The sequence below is a fragment of the Bifidobacterium rousetti genome (assembly GCF_008698235.1).
Lineage (GTDB): Bacteria > Actinomycetota > Actinomycetes > Actinomycetales > Bifidobacteriaceae > Bifidobacterium > Bifidobacterium rousetti.
Genome location: NZ_PEBH01000001.1, coordinates 336518 through 352988 on the forward strand (window position 1 = coordinate 336518; position 16471 = coordinate 352988).

A 16471-nucleotide genomic window follows, 5' to 3' on the forward strand; every position below is an offset into this window, starting at 1 on the left:
GCACCGGCCACCGTTTCGACGTGTCCGACCAAGACCCCCGCCTACGCGAGGGCCTGTTCATACCGCTCAACCGGGCGGACTATCCGCCATCCACGATCCCGAGGCCCATGAAACCCCGGCTTCACCATATCCAGAAACCACCAAGGAGATAAACCATGGCACAAGGAACACCGATTCCGGCGACCCCCATCGACGGCAAGATGAAGGTCGTCGTCGTACCGGCGCTCGCCGACCCGTCCAAACCGCTCATGTCCGAGCTCACGGCCGAGACCGTGCTCGACATCAGCTGCTATCTGACCTCCGACGGCTGGCCGCTGACCACAGGTCAGGACTCCATCGCCGACGAGCGTTTGTGCAGCTCCCAGACGTACGACATCCCCGGCCGGAAGACCAGCGACAACAAGACGCTGACCGTCATCGACAACACGAACACCGAACTGGAGGACACCGCGAACAAGGCGGTCGAAACCCTGTACGAGGGGGCGACCGGCTACTTCGTCGTCCGTCGAGGACTCGACTATGACGTGGACTTCAAGGAAGGCCAGAAGGTCAGCGTCTACCCGTTCCGATGCGGCGAGAAGCAGTACGTCGCCAACGAGGCGAACACCACAATCCGCTCCACCATCCCCTACGGCATCACAGGCCCTTGGTATACGGACACCGCGGAGGTCACGGCCCCAAAAGCGTGACGCCGCTGACGGTGAAGGCCGTCGCCCGTGAGGGCGGACAGACCGTCACCGTGACCGAGCCCGTGGATTCAGGGCTCCAGCGGCGCTACAAGATCACCGACGCCAACGCCAAGCCCGCCGTCGCATACGACACCGTCGTGGCCACTGACGGCGGATGGATCGCATTCCCGGAGAACGGGCAGGTGAACGGCACGGAAGGACAGGTGATCACCGTGGTCGATAACACGACCAGCGGCGCGCTCGCCCGTAAGACCGGAACCGCGACACTGCCCGCACCCACACCCACCGCGGGCTGACCGCGTCGGGGAGAAAAAATGTCCGCACGGTGGGCTTTCTGCCTTTCGCCACCGTGCGGCTCTCCTCTCTTCAGGGACATCGGGAGGAACCGACACCCGAAAGGCAGCAAAAAACTTCCGTCGAAAGGCAATAGCAATGTCCATCACCGTGAAACGCGCCGAACGCAGCCTCGAGATCTGCACCGACCTGACCATGCTCGACAAGGTCGATGAACTCACCCGCAGGCTGTCCAAGCATTCCGACCAGCTGGCCGACCCCGACCGCATCGAAGCGGCCCGCGAACTCAAGAAGCTCGAACACCAGTTGGACGAGAACACGCTCGTCGTCAAACTGCAGGCCGTCACCGGGCGAGCCTACGCGGAAGCGCTCGCCGCGTCCGCTGTCGAAAAGGACGCGCAGCACCCCGAAGGCACCGACTGGTTCAACGTGGTGCGACTGCTCGCCCCCGAAGCCACCGTCGAAGCCCATTGGAAAACCGGCGAGGCGTGCGAATTCCAGCCCGACATGGACTGGCCCGCGCTCATGGACTCCATGAGCGACTTCCAATGCGCCCAGCTCCTGCAAACCGTCGTCGGACTCGGCAGGGAGACCGGCGCCGGCCCAAAAGCAGCGTTCAAGAGAGCATCCAGCATTCTGCAAAACTCCGGGACGAACTGAAACTCGCCCGCCAGCTCGGCATCAGCTACAAACGGCTGATGGGCTGGGAGCCGCGACGCCGCATCATCCGGGACGGCGACGCATGGGTGGTGGAGACAGAACCCGAATGGGACGAACAGGAACGCGAATGGATGCTCGCGCTCGCCGAATGGGAGTCCACCCTCTGCCCGTCCTGCGGGAACCCATCCGACTGGTGCCACGACCAGACGCGCGAACGCGACACCACCGCCCAGATCGAACGCTGCTTCATCACCGACGCGCGAGTGAAGGTCATGGACGCCTATCGCAACGACATGAAACGGCAGGGCGGACAGATCAGCAGGGAGGAAGCGCTCACCACGCGCATCATCCCCAACATCCCCAACCAATAAAAGAAAAGAGGAACGATGGCCGAACGCTCGATAACGATGCGGCTCATGCTCGACGCGAAACAATTCGAATCCGGCATGCAATCCGCGGCGAACTCAACGGAGGCCATCGGCCAGAAGTCGCAATCCTCAAAAGGCAAGCTCGACATGCTCGCCAGCGGTGTCATGAAGGTCGGCGCCATGGCCGCGGCGGGCATGGCTGTCGCCGTCAAATCCTACGCGGAATTCGACGAGGCCATGTCCAACGTGGCGGCCAACACCGGTGCAAGCGCCGACGAGCTCAGCCGACTGCGACAGGCCGCGATCGACGCCGGCAAGGACACCGTATACAATGCGACCGAATCCGCGAACGCCATCAACGAGCTGGCGAAGGCCGGCATGAGCACCACGGACGTCCTGTCCGGCGGCCTGAGCGGAGCGTTGAACCTCGCCGCATCCGACGGCATGGAGGTCAGCGAGGCCGCCGAACTGATGAGCTCCACGCTCGCCCAGTTCAATCTGACAGGCCGTGACGCCGCATCCGTGGCCGACGCGCTGGCCGCCGGCGCCGGCAAGGCGCAGGGCTCCGCCCATGATCTCGGATACGCGTTGTCCCAGTCCGGTATGGTCGCCAACAGTTTCGGCATCTCCATGACGGAAACCGTGGGAACGCTCGCCGCGTTCGCGAACGCCGGCATGATCGGCAGCGACGCCGGCACGAGCCTCAAGACGATGCTCATCGCGCTCGCCAACCCGAGCACGAAGGCCGCGGACCTGATGAAGGAGCTCGGCATCAACGCCTACGACGCCCAGGGCAACTTCGTGGGGCTTGAGGGCTTGGCGGGCCAGTTGAAGACCGCCATGAGCGGCCTGTCACAGGAGCAGCGCAACCAGGCCCTCGCCACGATCTTCGGCAGCGACGCCATCCGAGCCGCGAACGTGCTGTACAACGAAGGCTCGGACGGCATCGCGCAATGGACTCAGGCGGTGTCCGAATCCGGGTACGCGCAGGAGATGGCCGCCAAGAAGACCGACAATCTCAAGGGCGACATCGAACAGTTGGGCGGCAGTTTCGACACGCTGCTGCTGACGCTCGGCGAAGGCGCGAACGGGCCGATGCGAACCGTGGTCCAAGGCCTCGAGGGCATGATCGACGCATTCAGTTCACTGCCCGCACCGGTCCAGCAGACCATCGTGCTCGCCGCGGCCGCTGGCGGAGGCCTGACCGCGTTCCATAAGACTCTTTCCCCGTTGAACACCAGCACGAGCAGGTTCGGGCAGACGCTGGGCCAGCTCATCGACCCGTTCCAGCGTGTCATCAACGCGGCGCCGGCCTTCCAGTCGGCGTTCACCATGATCACCGCGTCCTTCGCCGGGCCGGAACGACAGATGCAGGTGTTCGGCACGACCGTCACCCGAACCCAAGGAGTCATGCAGGGCATGAGCGCCGTCGGACAGGGGCTAATGTCCATGCTGGGAGGCCCGTGGGGCATTGCCATCACCATCGCGGCCGCCGCATTGGGGTCGTTTGCACAGAGTGCCGCCGAAGCGAAACAGCGCGCCGACTCGCTGCAGACCGCACTCGAGTCTACCGGCGACGCCAGCAAGCAGATCATCGAAAACCTGTCGAACGCGAAGATCGACAACTCATGGCTTGTTCCCGACAATATTGAACAGGCGTACTACGGGTATAAGACCCTCGGTGAAGCACTCGACGGCGTGGGCATCAAGATGAGCGACGCCGCGCTCGCGGCTGAAGGCAACGCGGACGCCATGGCACGTGTGAAGAAGGTCACGGACGAGATGATCGCGTCCGGCGGCAAACAGCGCGAACTCGCGGGAATCATCCTCTCGCAGATCAACGAGGAAGCCGAGAACTACGACAAGGCCACCGCCGCCGCGAACAACAAGAAGAACGCGTTGGACGAGGTCAACAAAGTCACGGGTGACGCTACAGCGTCAACCGACGCGCTCACCGATTCGACGAGCAAGGCGTCATCCGCGTCCGACATTCTTGCGGACAGTTTCGGCGCCACCGCCGACGCGGTCAACGAGCAGGGAGCCGCCCTGTCGGAGGTCATCGACGCGTTGAACACCTATTACGGTTTCGCGTTGAGCGTGTCCGACGCGGACATCAGCCTTCATGACTCGTTCGACAAGGCCACGCAGTCCATCCAGCAGAACGGCGCTTCGCTCGACCTGAACACGGAGCAGGGGCGCGCGAACCAGAGCGCGTTGAACGACGTGGCCGAAGCCGCGATGAAGGCCGCGGAGGCGCATGCGAAGAACGGCGAAGGCATGGAAAGCATCGGCCCGATGCTGGACGATGCGCGCAACCGGTTCATCGAATACGCGCAGGCCATGGGACTGAGCGCGGACGAGGCCGCGCAACTGGCCGACAAATACGGGTTGAACCGTGAGGCCCTGCAACAGCTCATCGACACCACGAACAGTACGCCCGAGTCGAAGAACATCGACGTGACCACCACTGGCATCGACACCGCGCAGGAGATGCTCGACCAGGTCGGACTGACCGTGCAGACGCTGCCAAACGGCGAGGTCAAGATCAGCGGCGACAACACGGAGGCGTTGAACGCCATCAGCCAGGTGGCTGGCACGCCCATCGACCCGAAAACCGGAACGCTCACATTGGACAAGAACCAGTATGATATGGCCCTCGCGTTGGCGAACGGCGCGAAGATCGACCCGAAAACGGGATACCTGAAAGCCGACAACAACGAGTTCTGGCAGAAATTCAGCCAGACGCAAGGCTGGAAGATCGATCCGAAGACCGGCGTCATCAAGGGCGACAACGGGCCGTTCCAAGCGGCGAAAACGCAGGTGGACAATACGAGCATCGGCGCGAAGACCGTGCAGGTGAACGCGAACACTGGAGGCTTCTGGGGTGCGATGAACCGCATCCTGTCCAGCGTGTTCAGCGTCAACGTGAGCGTGGGCGGCAAGGGCGCGACCGGAGGCCTGTTCGGCAACGGCCTGTTCCTGCCCGGCTATGCGACGGGAGGCCCCATCGTGTCGGGCATGATGCGTGGACCCGGCACCGGTACGAGCGACAGCATCCAATTGCGCAACGCCCGAGTGGCCGACGGCGAGTTCGTCACCAAGGCCGCAGCGGTCCGCCATTACGGTCCCGAGACCATGTATGCGATGAACAACATGAGCATCCCGAAAAGCCTGTTCTCCGACTATGAGGCGTATGGGCAGCTGGGATCCGCGAAACGGTATTCCCCGGTGCTCCAACTGCCGGGGAACACGGGAGGTGCGGACGCCGGGCAGATCGCGGCGGCGGTGTCCGACGCGTTGCGGGGCATCGACTGGAGCCTGTACCTCAACGGCGACGTGCTCGCCGGCGAACTGTCAGGCCCGTTGAGCCGGCAGTTCACACGGGACAAGATGAGAGGACTCTGATATGCCCGACTACATGGGATTGACCAGACGACGCTACGATCTGGACAATGTGGCGCCGTTGAGCCTTGACGGGCATCCGCTCGACTGGTACGGGGCGGACCCGTCTGACGGGTGGTTGCAGATCGACTCCGCGGATATCGCCACCAGCTTCCAGCAGGTTCCGGGCCGGTCGGGCGGCATCGACATGACGTTGGAGGATGAGACTGGCGCGGCCGCCATCGGCCGACTGTCCATCAGCCTCGGCATCGTCATCAGCGGAGACGAACAGCAGGCCACCGAATCAAAGCTGCGCATCGGCACCCTCATCGGCCGGGATGTGACGGTCAAATGGCGTGCGCTGCCCGGCGAATACCATGGGCGTCTCTCACGGGACGCATGGAACGACATCCACCTGGGTCCCGTGTTCTTCCAGTCCACGACCACATTGACCATCAGCGCGGACCCGTTCCTACGATATCCGCGCCAGACGATTCCACTGCTTGACGGCGAGGACGCGTTCCTGTTCACCGTGCCCGGCAACAGGCCGACGCGTCCACGGTTCACACTCACACCCACCGCCGGAGTGGAACGGGTGCTCATCCGGGATAACGGGGAGCGTGCGATGACGGTCAAACTGCCTGCGGCGGCTGACGGAGGCAGGCCGCTCGTCGTCGATGCGGAGACGCGCACGCTCCGATTCGGCTCCGCGCTCGCAGGGCTGACATTGGACAGCGACTGGTTCAATCTCACGCCCGGCCGACATTCGATAACCATCGGCAGGGAGCCGACGGCCGACGGAAGGACACTATCATCCGGCTGGCTGTCCTTTGTCCCGCTGGGATTGATATAGGGAAGGCAAAGCATGTTTTTCGCACGATACGATCGGGACGGCAACCAGCTCGCCCCGGTTCCGGAACCCACGAAGGCGCGTCTGCTGCGCAACGTGAACGGCAAGGACCAGCTGACGCTCGCGTTCCGAAGCGCGGACGCCATCGACTTCGGCGATCGGATCACGCTTCTCGACAGCATGGGGGAGGTTCGCGAGTACATCGCCCAATCCCCGCAGCTCATACGAGCCGACGGCCGCCCCTATCTGACCGTCGTGTGCAACGGGTCCATGGCGGAGCTCGAAGGCAAGGGCATCAAGGACAAGCGCAACCGGTCCGCGACCGCCACCTTATGCTTGACGAAGGCGTTGGAGGACACACGATGGAAGGTCGGCGCCGTGGAAGGCTCCAAGACCGCCGACCTGAGCTTCTATGACACGAACGCGTTGCAGGCTGTGCAGGACATCTGCGACACGTACGGGTTGGAGGCCGTCGCCTCCTATACGGCGGACGACGATCATGTGACCGGACGTACACTGTCTCTTCTGGAACGGCAGGGAAGGGACACGGGTATCCTGCGCAGGTTCGAGTACGCCGCCGATTTGTCCAGCATCCAACGCACCTACAGCGCCGGGCTCGTGTACACGCGGGTGCATGGGCGCGGCAAGGGCTTGCAGGACACCGACACCGGCGAAACCGGGGATGCGGACAGGGACGGGTACAAGCGCAAGCTCACGTTCGAGGACATCAACAACGGCAGGGACTACGTCGAGGACGTGGAGGCCACCGAACGATGGGGCGTGCTTGATGCGGACGGCGTACGCCAGCCGGTGGAATGCTACTACGAGAACACGCAATGCGAGGACAAGCGGCAGCTGCTCGACGAGACTCGCGAATACCTCGACAAGGTGAAGGTGCCGCAGATCACCTACGAGGCTGACGTGACGGCGTTCGCCCGCGCCGGGTTGGACGTGGACGGCATCGCCTTGGGCGACAAGGTGCAGCTGGTCGACCAGCCGTCCGGAATCCGCGTCGAGGGGCGTGTCACCGAACTGGACGAGAACCTGCTTGACACGTCGGACACGAAACTGACCCTGGGCAGCATCATCGAACCGTTCACGCTCATCGACAGGCGCGTGCAGGAGACAGTGCAGGAGCTCATGGGCTCCCGCCAGTCATGGGATGACGCCGCTTCGCTTACGCCATCCTATGTGGACGGGGTGATAGCCGGGTTGAACGCGCAGATGAACGCGACCGGAGGCTACACGTATTTCGTGCCCAACGAGGGCGTTTACGTGTATGACAAGCCTCGTGACGCGAATCCGACGATGGTGATTCACATCGGGGGCGGTTTCATGCGCATCGCCAACAGCCGGCAGTCGAACGGCGAATGGGCTTGGCGGACGATGGGCACGGGAGCCGGACTGGTGGCCGACACCATCGTGACCGGCCTGTTGAAGGGCGGCAAGAGCTGGTGGAATCTCAATACCGGTGAGGTCAATTTCGAATCCGGGGTCATCCATAACACGTCGAACACGGTGAGCATCAACCTGACCACGGGCGAGGTCGTCCTCAGACGTGGACGTATCAGTGACGGTGGAGGCAACAGTTGGGATCTGACCAACGGAGGCGGGATCACGATCACTGACGGCAGCATCAGCATCAGCGGCTATGTCGATGGCAGACGCTGCACGACAACCATTGACGCGAGCGGTTTCAACGTGACGGGCGGCAATGGCGGCGGAACCATGACCGACAACAACGGGAACGTCGCCCTGCGATCCAGCACTTTGGGGCCCGATGACAACAATTATCTGAAGGTGGGCGGCAGCAACGCATTACAGCTCTACAATTCCGGCCGCGAGCTGTTCACCATTCAGGGCGGGACGAGTTACAGCAGCCTGTTTCAGGCGTCCGCGCTCGGCAACCAGCCGTTTTTGGAGGTGGGTGATGATCCGCAGGGGCAGTCGGGATCCACTGTCATCCACACGGCATCCGGGCAGGATTACCCGTGCATCGGCATCAGCCCGTCCGCCTCGTATATGTTGCTGAACGGCAACGCCTACCTCGTCGCATCGGACAGTGGTTGGGCGGGGGTCTACGGCATCGAGGTCGGCAACCATGGATACGACATCCTCGCCACTGACACCAGCATCCAGATGCTCACACCCAGCCATAACGCCAGAATCGACCTCACCAACAACTACAGCGCGATCGTCTATAGCGGCTATCACGTCATGGTCAGTGCCGACGGCGTCGGCACCGTCACCAAAGCCGCATCGGCAAGCACAGCGGATACGGGTGTGCTCGACAGCAGGCTCATGACACTCGCGGACGAGGGTCTCGACCTTGATTCGCCCGACGCGTATGCGACCATGCCGGCCGGTATCGAGGAGATACCCCTCGGCAAGCTGCACGACGTCCTACGCCTGCTCGTGGACGGCGACACTGCCGGCGCGAAGACCCTGCTCGACCAGTACGAAAGCGAACAGCGGGTATGGACGCAGGCCGACTACGACGCGATGAACATCCCCACCCCGTCGGCATCGCTATCACTCAAATAGGCAAGGAGAAACCCATGGCAGAAGCGCTTGACGACTTCCGCACCATCGACGTGCATTTCGACACGGCGAACGACATCGTGCCTCCCATCCGGTTGAACGCCGGCGACATCAACGGGCGACGCATACGCATCATCGTCACGGACCGGGGCAAGCCCGTCAACGGGGAGGGCATGACGGCACGCCTGTTATGGAACATCGCGCCATCATCACCGACATCCGGCGGAGGCATCGACACCATGACATTGGAGGCGTACCAGCTGGACGAAACCCATACGACCGCCGCGTGGGCGGCGGACGTGTCCCGGCACCTGCTGCTCAACGGCGGACGAACAAGCGTGGCGGGATTGGAGATCACCAAGACCAACGGCGACGTGATCTGCTCCAGCAACATCGACGTAATCGTGGAGGCGGCGGTCATCAGGGCCACGGCCCCGGAAATCCTCGACCCGCTCAAGGAACTGCATGACGCGTTGAAGAACTCACAGGAGGCGGATTCGACGGCGACCGAAGCGAAGAAAACCGCCGAACAGGCCGTTGAGATCGCCAATCAGGCGAAGGCCACGGCCGAAGAGCTCGTCAACGAGGCGTCCACGTCAGCCAAGGCCGCGGCCGCATCGGAGAAGAACGCCAAGACGAGCGAAACGAACGCCGCGGCCAGCGCATCCGCGGCGAAGACGAGCGAGACCGCGGCGAAGGCATCTCAGGACGCGGCTGCCTCAAGCGCCACTCAGGCAGCGGACAGCAGCGAACAGGCAGGCTCCCACGCCGAAGCGGCTTCCGCCAGTGCCACGCAGGCAGCGGCGTCCGCGAAGACCGCCACCGACGCGGCCGAATCCTCCACGCAGTCGAAGAACGCCGCAGCCGATAGCGCCGGCGCGGCGAAGGCGAGCGAGACCGCGGCGAAGGCATCGCAGGATGCGGCCGCGGCCAGCGCCGCCGCCGCGGCCGACGCGGCGGAGCATTTCAACGTGGAGGTGCGCACCGTCACGAAACTGCCCGCAGGCAGCGAACCGACCGCGTCCGCCGAGAAGGTGGGCGCCAAATGGGCCATCGACCTTGGACTGGTCACCGGTGACAGGGGAGAGAACACAGCGGCCATCAGCGAGGTCACGGCATCCTATGTGCCCGGCGGCACCACGCCGGGGCTGACCGTCACAGCCGGTGGCACGCCCGAGAACCGCACCCTGCATTTCGAGGCCACCGGTCTCGAAGGTCCCGACGGCCACACGCCCACATTGATGCCCGGAACGGTGACAAGCCTGCCCGAGGGCAGCCAGCCCACGTTCGAACTCGTCGCAGACCCGGACACGCCCTGGGCGTACACGGTGAACATGGGCATCCCCGCCGGGCATGACGGCTCGGACGCGACAGTGACGGCCGGGGCGGGCATCACCGTCACGGACGGCAGCGTCGCGGTCAAACCCAAGACCGGGGGAGCGGTCACCGCCGACGCGGGCGGCGTGGCGGTGGCGGTGGACGGCACGACCATCCGCATCGTGGACGGCGTGCTCACCGGGGCGGGACAGGGGGCGAGCGTCGCCACGGAAACCGTGACGTTCACGCCGGACGCCTTCGACGACAATCTCACGGCGACACTGCCTGTGCCGAACGCCGCCGGCGCGAAACTGCTCGTCGGCCCCAACGCGAACAGCATCGACAACGTGCGCCTATGGGCCGAAGCCCAGCCCATCGCCCAAGGGCATGACAACGTTCCGGAAATCCCGGACGGTTCGCTGCGTCTGACACTGACGAACGAACTGACGGCTGACTTAGCCGTCGAGGTATGGATCTTCAAGGAGGCATAACAACATGGTCATACAGTTGTTCATCGGCGGTTTCAAGGTCGCCAGACCGTTGACAGGCATCACGTTGGACAGGACGACGGCCTCGCTGAAAACCGGCGAATCCATCGACGTGACGGTCACGCTCGCGCCGTCGGACGCGAGCAACAAACGCTACCACGTCACCAGTTCGAACGAGTCCCTCGTCGCCGTGACACGCAAGGAGAACAACACGTGGACGATCACGGCCGCGGCGAACCCGCCTGCGGGAGGCGACGCCACCATCACCGTGGCAAGCGCCGTGAACCCGACCGTGAAGGCGACGCTGACCGTCGCGGTACGCGTCCCCGTGACGTCCATCACGGTGGACAAGCCGACCATCAGCGGCGACACGAAGACCAGCACGGACATCGTGTTCACCGTACTGCCTGAGAACGCCACGGACAAGTCCCTGACCGTGACCAGTTCGGACACGACACTGGCCACCGTGGCGAAGAAGAGCTCGGACGGCAACAAACACACGTACACCGTCACGTACGTGAAGGGCGGCGAGGGCGTCATCAAGGCCGTCAGCGTCTCCGACCCCACCGTCACCGCATCCTCGGCGTTCACGGCCGTCCAGACCGGTCCGAGTGACGAGGAGAAGGCGGCGTGGACTGCGGCCAGACAGAAGGAGGTCACGGCCGGCACATACAAGGGCAAGGTGCCGTCGGCGTCCTTCGAACCGCTCGATGGCTGGCTGCCGTTCGACGGCATGGGGTCCACGCCGGCGGAGATCATCGCCGCGTGCGCCCGTGCGAACGATTTCTCCGCGTTGTTCGTCGGCGACTACATGGACATCACCGTATCCGGCAACCAGATGCGCTACGAGGTGGCCGGCATCGACCAGTACTATCAGAGCGGCGTCAACGACAAGCATCACGTGCTCATGGTGCCGACCAGCCTGTGGCCCACGACGATGGCGTTCGACACGGGCAATGTCAACGACTACGCCCCCTCCGACCTGCACGTGTGGGAGCAGGGCGCGTTCCTGAACGCGCTTCCCGCGACGACGAGGAACAGCATTCTCGAGGTCAAGATCCCGTACGTCAATTATTCGGGCGGTTTCTCGAATCTTGCGTGCAAGGTGTTCAGCCTGTCCGAAATCGAGGTGTTCGGCGCGAAGACCTATTCGGCGGAGACCGTCGTCAACAAGGGAACGAGCGGCAAGAGCCCGCACACGCATCTCAAAAGCGTGTTCCCGGACAATGCGTCGCGCGTCAGGAAGGCGAACAACACCGCCGCATGGTGGTGGCTCAGGTCCGCGTACTCCGGCTATAGCAGCTATGTGTGCGACGTGTCGGCCTCCGGCTCCGCTGACCGTTTCGGTGCCCGCTATACGGCCGGGCGCGCCTGCCCTTGCTTCACGCTCGGCTGAAAGCCGAGCCCCGGCGCACGCCTTCGGCGTGCGCCCCCTTCGCCCCGTAGGGGCGCGAAATCCGGGAGGCGGATCGTCGGGGGGGGTGAAAGGTTATCGGTTATGAGTGGAGTGCTTGCACGGAACCGGGGAGAAAGCCGCCTCGGATACTACGACAATGCCCGCAACATACAGGTGGAGATCATCAGACTGATGGGCAGCGAGAAGATAATCCCGAAAAGCTACCGTTTCACGCTGGCGTTGCCGACCGTGCAGGACGCGAAACGCCTCGTCCAGCACGTCACCCACGGATCCGACTTCTACCCGTCCGACCCGCAGCGGCTATGGGAGCGCAAGCGGCATTGGCTGGAGGCGGTCGGCTGCTGCGACGATCTGATCATGGACCTGCAACTCATACGGGAGGTCGGGCTCGCCCCGGACACGCGACGATTCGACCGTGTCGTGGCCGCGCTCGAACACGAGAAGGCCATGCTCCGCAACCAGTTGAGGCAGGCCCGCGTGGTAGGCTCGAAACTCGGTTGATGTCCAGCAGGTCCGCGAACTCCGGCAATAGCAACAATGTGTGCGACGTGTCGGCCTCCGGCTCCGCTGACAATTTCAATGCCAACAATACGGCCGGGCGCGCCTGCCCTTGATTCAAACACCCCGCCCCTGCGGCGAGGCCCCAGACCCAGTAGCGACACAGCGAAAGCAGAGGGATTTTTTGAAGGGGACATCGACCATCGCGGCGAACCGCCGCGTGAATACGCACCCGGACGCGGGTGGCGGACGCTCACGTGCATGGCGTGGCACTGACGGTTCGCCATGTTGCATGCCATCCCGCTACGCGGCTGTCGGACCGTCTGGAAAAGCCGTGCCGGGTGCCCTCCTATGAGCAACGAGGACCGTCGCAGGGCGAGACGCCAGCGTCGCGAGGCCAAACGCGCGGCCAACAGGGCGAAGCGGACGAAGCAATGCACGATCGAGTCCATAGCCGACCTCAACACGCTCGAACAGGCCGCGTTCGCCGCGGCCAGCGGCGTCAGTTGGAAGGCATCGACCCAATCCTACATGCTTCATCGACTGCCGCGCATCGTGGAGGCCCGACGCAAGCTTCTCGCCGGCGAGGACGTGACCCTGCCGCGCCGCTACTTCGACCTATGGGAGAGGGGCAAGCTCAGACACATACAGGCCGCGCGCTTCCCGGAACGGGTCATACAGAAGGCCCTGTCCCGTCAGGTGCTGCTGCCCGTCTACACGCCGACCTTCACCAGCGGCAACTCCGCCAACACGCGAGGACGCGGCACCATGTACGCGATACGACGACTCAAACGGCAATTGGCCAGACACTATCGCCGGCATGGACGGGACGGCTGGATCCTGCTATGCGACTATCGGAACTATTTCGGCAGCATCCCGCGCGAACTCGTGCTCGAACAGGCGGCACGGCTCATAGACGATCCACGCGTGCTCGCCCTCATCCGCCGCATGCTCGACCGGGAACGCGGCGACTACGGTTTGGGATTGGGCGCGGAACAGAACCAGATCCTCGCCGTCGCCTACCCGTCCCGCATCGACCATTGGCTGGAGGAGATGAGCGGCTGCGAGGCCACGGGCCGCTACATGGACGACGTGTATGTGATCGACAATGATCGAGACCGATTGCGGGACGTCCTGCGCATGATCGAATACCTGTCGTGGCGTCTCGGGCTGACGCTGAATCCGAAAAAGACTCGACTGGTGAAGCTGTCCCACGGTTTCACGTTCCTGAAACGCAAATGGAGCATCACCGATTCGGGGCGCATCGTGGTCCGTCCGGCACGCAAGGGCATCACCCATGAGCGCCGCAAACTCAAACGAATGGCGAGACTCGCGGGCAGGGGCATCCTCACGACGGCCGCGTTCGAACGCTCGTACATGTCATGGCGTGGCGGATTGGACCATGTCAACGGGCGCCGCTCGCAGCGGACGATGGACGTCCTGTACCGCAGGCTGCTCGACGAAATCCAAGACGAAAGGGAGGCACAGTGACCGAAACACTGCCGGTATGGGCGGTGATACTCACATCGATCCTGGGAACGGGAGGCGTGGGAGGAACCATCATCGTCCAGTTCATCAAACATCTCGAATCGAATCGGAAGGCCGACCCGCAGCTGGTCGAGATCCTCGACAAGCAGCAGATCATGGAAGCCGGCATGAAGGCGCTCCTGTTCGACAAGATAGCCCGACTGCACGCGGAGACCGTGGAACGGGGCCTGCCCGTCAGCACGGAGATCAAGACCCGCACGGAGGCCGCGTACCAGGCGTATGCGGCGCTTGGCGGCAATGGCGTCGGCAAGCATTACCGTGACGAGCTCATCGAGGCGCACGCGAACATCGAACGCCCATGAGCCTCCACGCCTGATTTTTCCAAGCCACCCGCCGGGTGGCTTTTTTATTGCCCACAGAAAGGGGACAACCATGGCGAACACGCCGAACAAGGCCGACCACAAGGCCCAATCCACCATACCGGGACTCACCTTGGAGAGGACGAAAAGCATCATCCTGCTTCTGGTGCAGCTGTACAGCGTCCTGCAGACGGGACTGTCGCTGGCCGGCATCTCCAGCCTGCCGTTCACCACCGATCAGGTCTCGACGGCCATCACCGGCGTCATCGCGGTCGTCGCATCCGTCTACTCGTGGTGGCGAAACAACAATCTGACCACGGCGGCCGTAGCCGGCCAGCAGCTCACCAACGCCATCAAGAACGGAAGCGTCTCCACTGTGCAGGGGACGGACGCGGCGCCTGCCACTGCCACGCCAGTGGCTGACATGTCCGCCCTGTACGCGACCGACGACAACGGCGACACCGTGGTGGACGAGCTGACCGGAACCCCGGTCATCAACGTGGAGTGACCGATGGCCAGCGTCCAGACACTCATCGACCGCATGATCTACTGGTGCCGTGACGCCAACATGGGGTACAGCCAGTACGACAGGTGGAACTTCACTCCGGCGGGAGGCAACTGCGACTGCTCGTCGCTGGTCATCCACTGCCTGCAGGAGGCGGGATTCGACACCGGCGGGGCGACCTACACGGGCAACATGTGGATGAACCTCGCCGCGCGGGGCTGGTCGCGCCTCCCCGCCGACGGGCACCCGCAGGCGGGGGACATCCTATTGAACGACGCCAACCACGTCGCCGTCTATCTTGGCGGCGGACTGCTCGCCCAGGCGAGCATCAGCGAATACAACAGCATCGCCGGCAATCCGGGAGACCAGACGGGCCGCGAAACCAACATCAGCCAGTATTACAGCTATCCGTGGGACTGCTACCTACGGTATCAAGGAGGAACCATGCCATCGGCGCAGGAGATCGCGCAGGCGGTGGGCAGCTACCGCTACGCCAACAACGACACCATCTACAATTTCGTGCACTACGCATCCGACAACAGCGGCCAGATCCTGCGGCTCATCCAGCCGCGTTTCCTCGGCGCAAGGGACACGGACGAACGACTTCTGTGGATTCCCGGGCAGGGCGTCATCCCCCTGTACGAGCCGAAGGAGATGCAGGAGATGGCCGGCGACTACAAGAACATCACGGGGCATGTCATTCCCACGGTGATCTACAACACCGCCCGGCAGATGCACTACGCCATCTCGATCCTGACCGACCAGCCGGCGGAGACTCGGAAGAAGTTCAGGTCGTGAGGCTGCTGCGTCTGTTGGCCGCGCCGTTCACGGCGGTGCTCGTCGCCGTCGCATCCCTCGCCTGCTTCCTTGCCGACGTCGTATATTCGGATCTGCATGGCGGCGGCCGTTAGCCCGTCGTTCCGTTCGCCCCGGTTCCGCCTTGCGCGGTTCCGGGGCTTTTCTTGTTCCGTAAAACCCGACACAAAATAGTAAATACCACTTGACTTGAATTAGTAAATGGGTATAGACTATACCTATGAAGAGAAAAGAACTCGCGAAACGCATCCACCGGATGGCCAAGGCCAACGGCCTCGAGGCCATCTGGGAGGAAGGCGCCAACCACAGCAAGGTCACCGTCGGCAAAGCCAAGACCACGGTACCCCGACACGGCGAAGTCAACGAACTCACCGCCAACGGCATCCTGAACTACATCGAAAGGAACATGAAATGAGCGAAGCCAAGGACGTGACCGCCGTCTGCCGCCGCTCCGGCGGCTGGTGGGCCGTCGAGGTCCCCGAAATCCCCGGACTGTTCACCCAGGCGCGCCGCCTCGATCAGGTCGCCGATCAGGTGCGCGACGCGGCCGACATGCTCGACGCGACGGTCGGCGACGTGCACGTCGAGCCGCGGCTCGACCCGGCCACCCGCCGCATGGTGGAGGAGCTGTTCGCCAAACGCGACGCCGCACGCAAGGCACAGGACGAGGCGTCAAAGCTCGCGCGCAGCACCGTATCCGCACTGCGCGGCGAGGGCCTCACCGTCCGCGACGTCGCCGTGGTGACCGGCGTCAGCCCACAGCGCGTCAGCGCCCTGCAGGACGCCTGACCAGACACGCG

The 16471-nt window shown here is 63.6% G+C and carries 16 protein-coding genes; all 16 read left to right on the forward strand.

Annotation, left to right across the window (positions count from 1 at the left end; all coding sequences use genetic code 11):
- The first annotated feature begins 155 nt into the window (after window positions 1-155).
- The 16 genes from CSQ85_RS01630 (at window position 156) to CSQ85_RS01705 (ending at window position 16460) form a co-directional block, all read left to right on the forward strand.
- Window positions 156-689, forward strand: coding sequence for a phage tail tube protein (locus CSQ85_RS01630; protein WP_190972831.1), 534 nt, complete (start codon window positions 156-158; stop codon window positions 687-689).
- Entirely contained in the window at window positions 686-985 is a 300-nt protein-coding gene (locus CSQ85_RS01635) for a hypothetical protein (protein ID WP_223846763.1), read from the forward strand. The genes CSQ85_RS01630 and CSQ85_RS01635 overlap by 4 nt, the downstream gene beginning before the upstream one ends.
- Before the next feature lie 136 nt (window positions 986-1121).
- Complete coding sequence (locus CSQ85_RS01640; RefSeq protein WP_150382560.1) at window positions 1122-1643, forward strand: hypothetical protein; 522 nt, start codon at window positions 1122-1124, stop codon at window positions 1641-1643.
- Window positions 1644-1681: 38 nt separating this feature from the next.
- Entirely contained in the window at window positions 1682-2014 is a 333-nt protein-coding gene (locus CSQ85_RS01645) for a hypothetical protein (RefSeq protein WP_150382561.1), read from the forward strand.
- Window positions 2015-2029: 15 nt separating this feature from the next.
- The gene (locus CSQ85_RS01650) at window positions 2030-5416 is read left to right on the forward strand and encodes a phage tail tape measure protein (RefSeq protein ID WP_150382562.1); all 3387 of its coding nucleotides are present in this window, start codon (window positions 2030-2032) and stop codon (window positions 5414-5416) included.
- Between the two features lies 1 nt (window position 5417).
- Entirely contained in the window at window positions 5418-6245 is an 828-nt protein-coding gene (locus tag CSQ85_RS01655) for a phage distal tail protein (RefSeq protein WP_150382563.1), read from the forward strand.
- A 12-nt stretch (window positions 6246-6257) separates the two neighbouring features.
- Complete coding sequence (locus tag CSQ85_RS01660; protein WP_150382564.1) at window positions 6258-8786, forward strand: phage tail spike protein; 2529 nt, start codon at window positions 6258-6260, stop codon at window positions 8784-8786.
- A gap of 14 nt (window positions 8787-8800) precedes the next feature.
- On the forward strand, window positions 8801-10591 hold the full coding sequence (locus CSQ85_RS01665) for a hypothetical protein (RefSeq protein ID WP_150382565.1): 1791 nt from the start codon (window positions 8801-8803) through the stop codon (window positions 10589-10591).
- A gap of 4 nt (window positions 10592-10595) precedes the next feature.
- Complete coding sequence (locus CSQ85_RS01670) at window positions 10596-11984, forward strand: DUF6273 domain-containing protein (protein ID WP_150382566.1); 1389 nt, start codon at window positions 10596-10598, stop codon at window positions 11982-11984.
- Window positions 11985-12086: 102 nt separating this feature from the next.
- Window positions 12087-12506 carry a hypothetical protein gene (locus CSQ85_RS01675; protein ID WP_150382567.1) on the forward strand — a complete coding sequence of 140 codons (420 nt, stop codon included), beginning with the start codon at window positions 12087-12089 and terminating at the stop codon, window positions 12504-12506.
- 348 nt (window positions 12507-12854) lie between these two features.
- Window positions 12855-13994 (forward strand): reverse transcriptase domain-containing protein, encoded by a 1140-nt coding sequence (locus tag CSQ85_RS01680; protein WP_150382568.1) that lies wholly within the window; start codon window positions 12855-12857, stop codon window positions 13992-13994.
- Window positions 13991-14353 carry a hypothetical protein gene (locus CSQ85_RS01685; protein ID WP_150382569.1) on the forward strand — a complete coding sequence of 121 codons (363 nt, stop codon included), beginning with the start codon at window positions 13991-13993 and terminating at the stop codon, window positions 14351-14353. The genes CSQ85_RS01680 and CSQ85_RS01685 overlap by 4 nt, the downstream gene beginning before the upstream one ends.
- A 70-nt stretch (window positions 14354-14423) precedes the next feature.
- Complete coding sequence (locus CSQ85_RS01690; RefSeq protein ID WP_150382570.1) at window positions 14424-14858, forward strand: phage holin; 435 nt, start codon at window positions 14424-14426, stop codon at window positions 14856-14858.
- A gap of 3 nt (window positions 14859-14861) precedes the next feature.
- Window positions 14862-15653, forward strand: coding sequence for an endolysin-like domain-containing protein (locus CSQ85_RS01695; protein ID WP_150382571.1), 792 nt, complete (start codon window positions 14862-14864; stop codon window positions 15651-15653).
- A 238-nt stretch (window positions 15654-15891) separates the two neighbouring features.
- Window positions 15892-16086, forward strand: a complete 195-nt coding sequence (locus CSQ85_RS01700; protein ID WP_150382572.1) for a hypothetical protein — start codon at window positions 15892-15894, stop codon at window positions 16084-16086.
- Window positions 16083-16460, forward strand: coding sequence for a type II toxin-antitoxin system HicB family antitoxin (locus CSQ85_RS01705; protein ID WP_150382573.1), 378 nt, complete (start codon window positions 16083-16085; stop codon window positions 16458-16460). The genes CSQ85_RS01700 and CSQ85_RS01705 overlap by 4 nt, the downstream gene beginning before the upstream one ends.
- Window positions 16461-16471 lie beyond the last annotated feature (11 nt).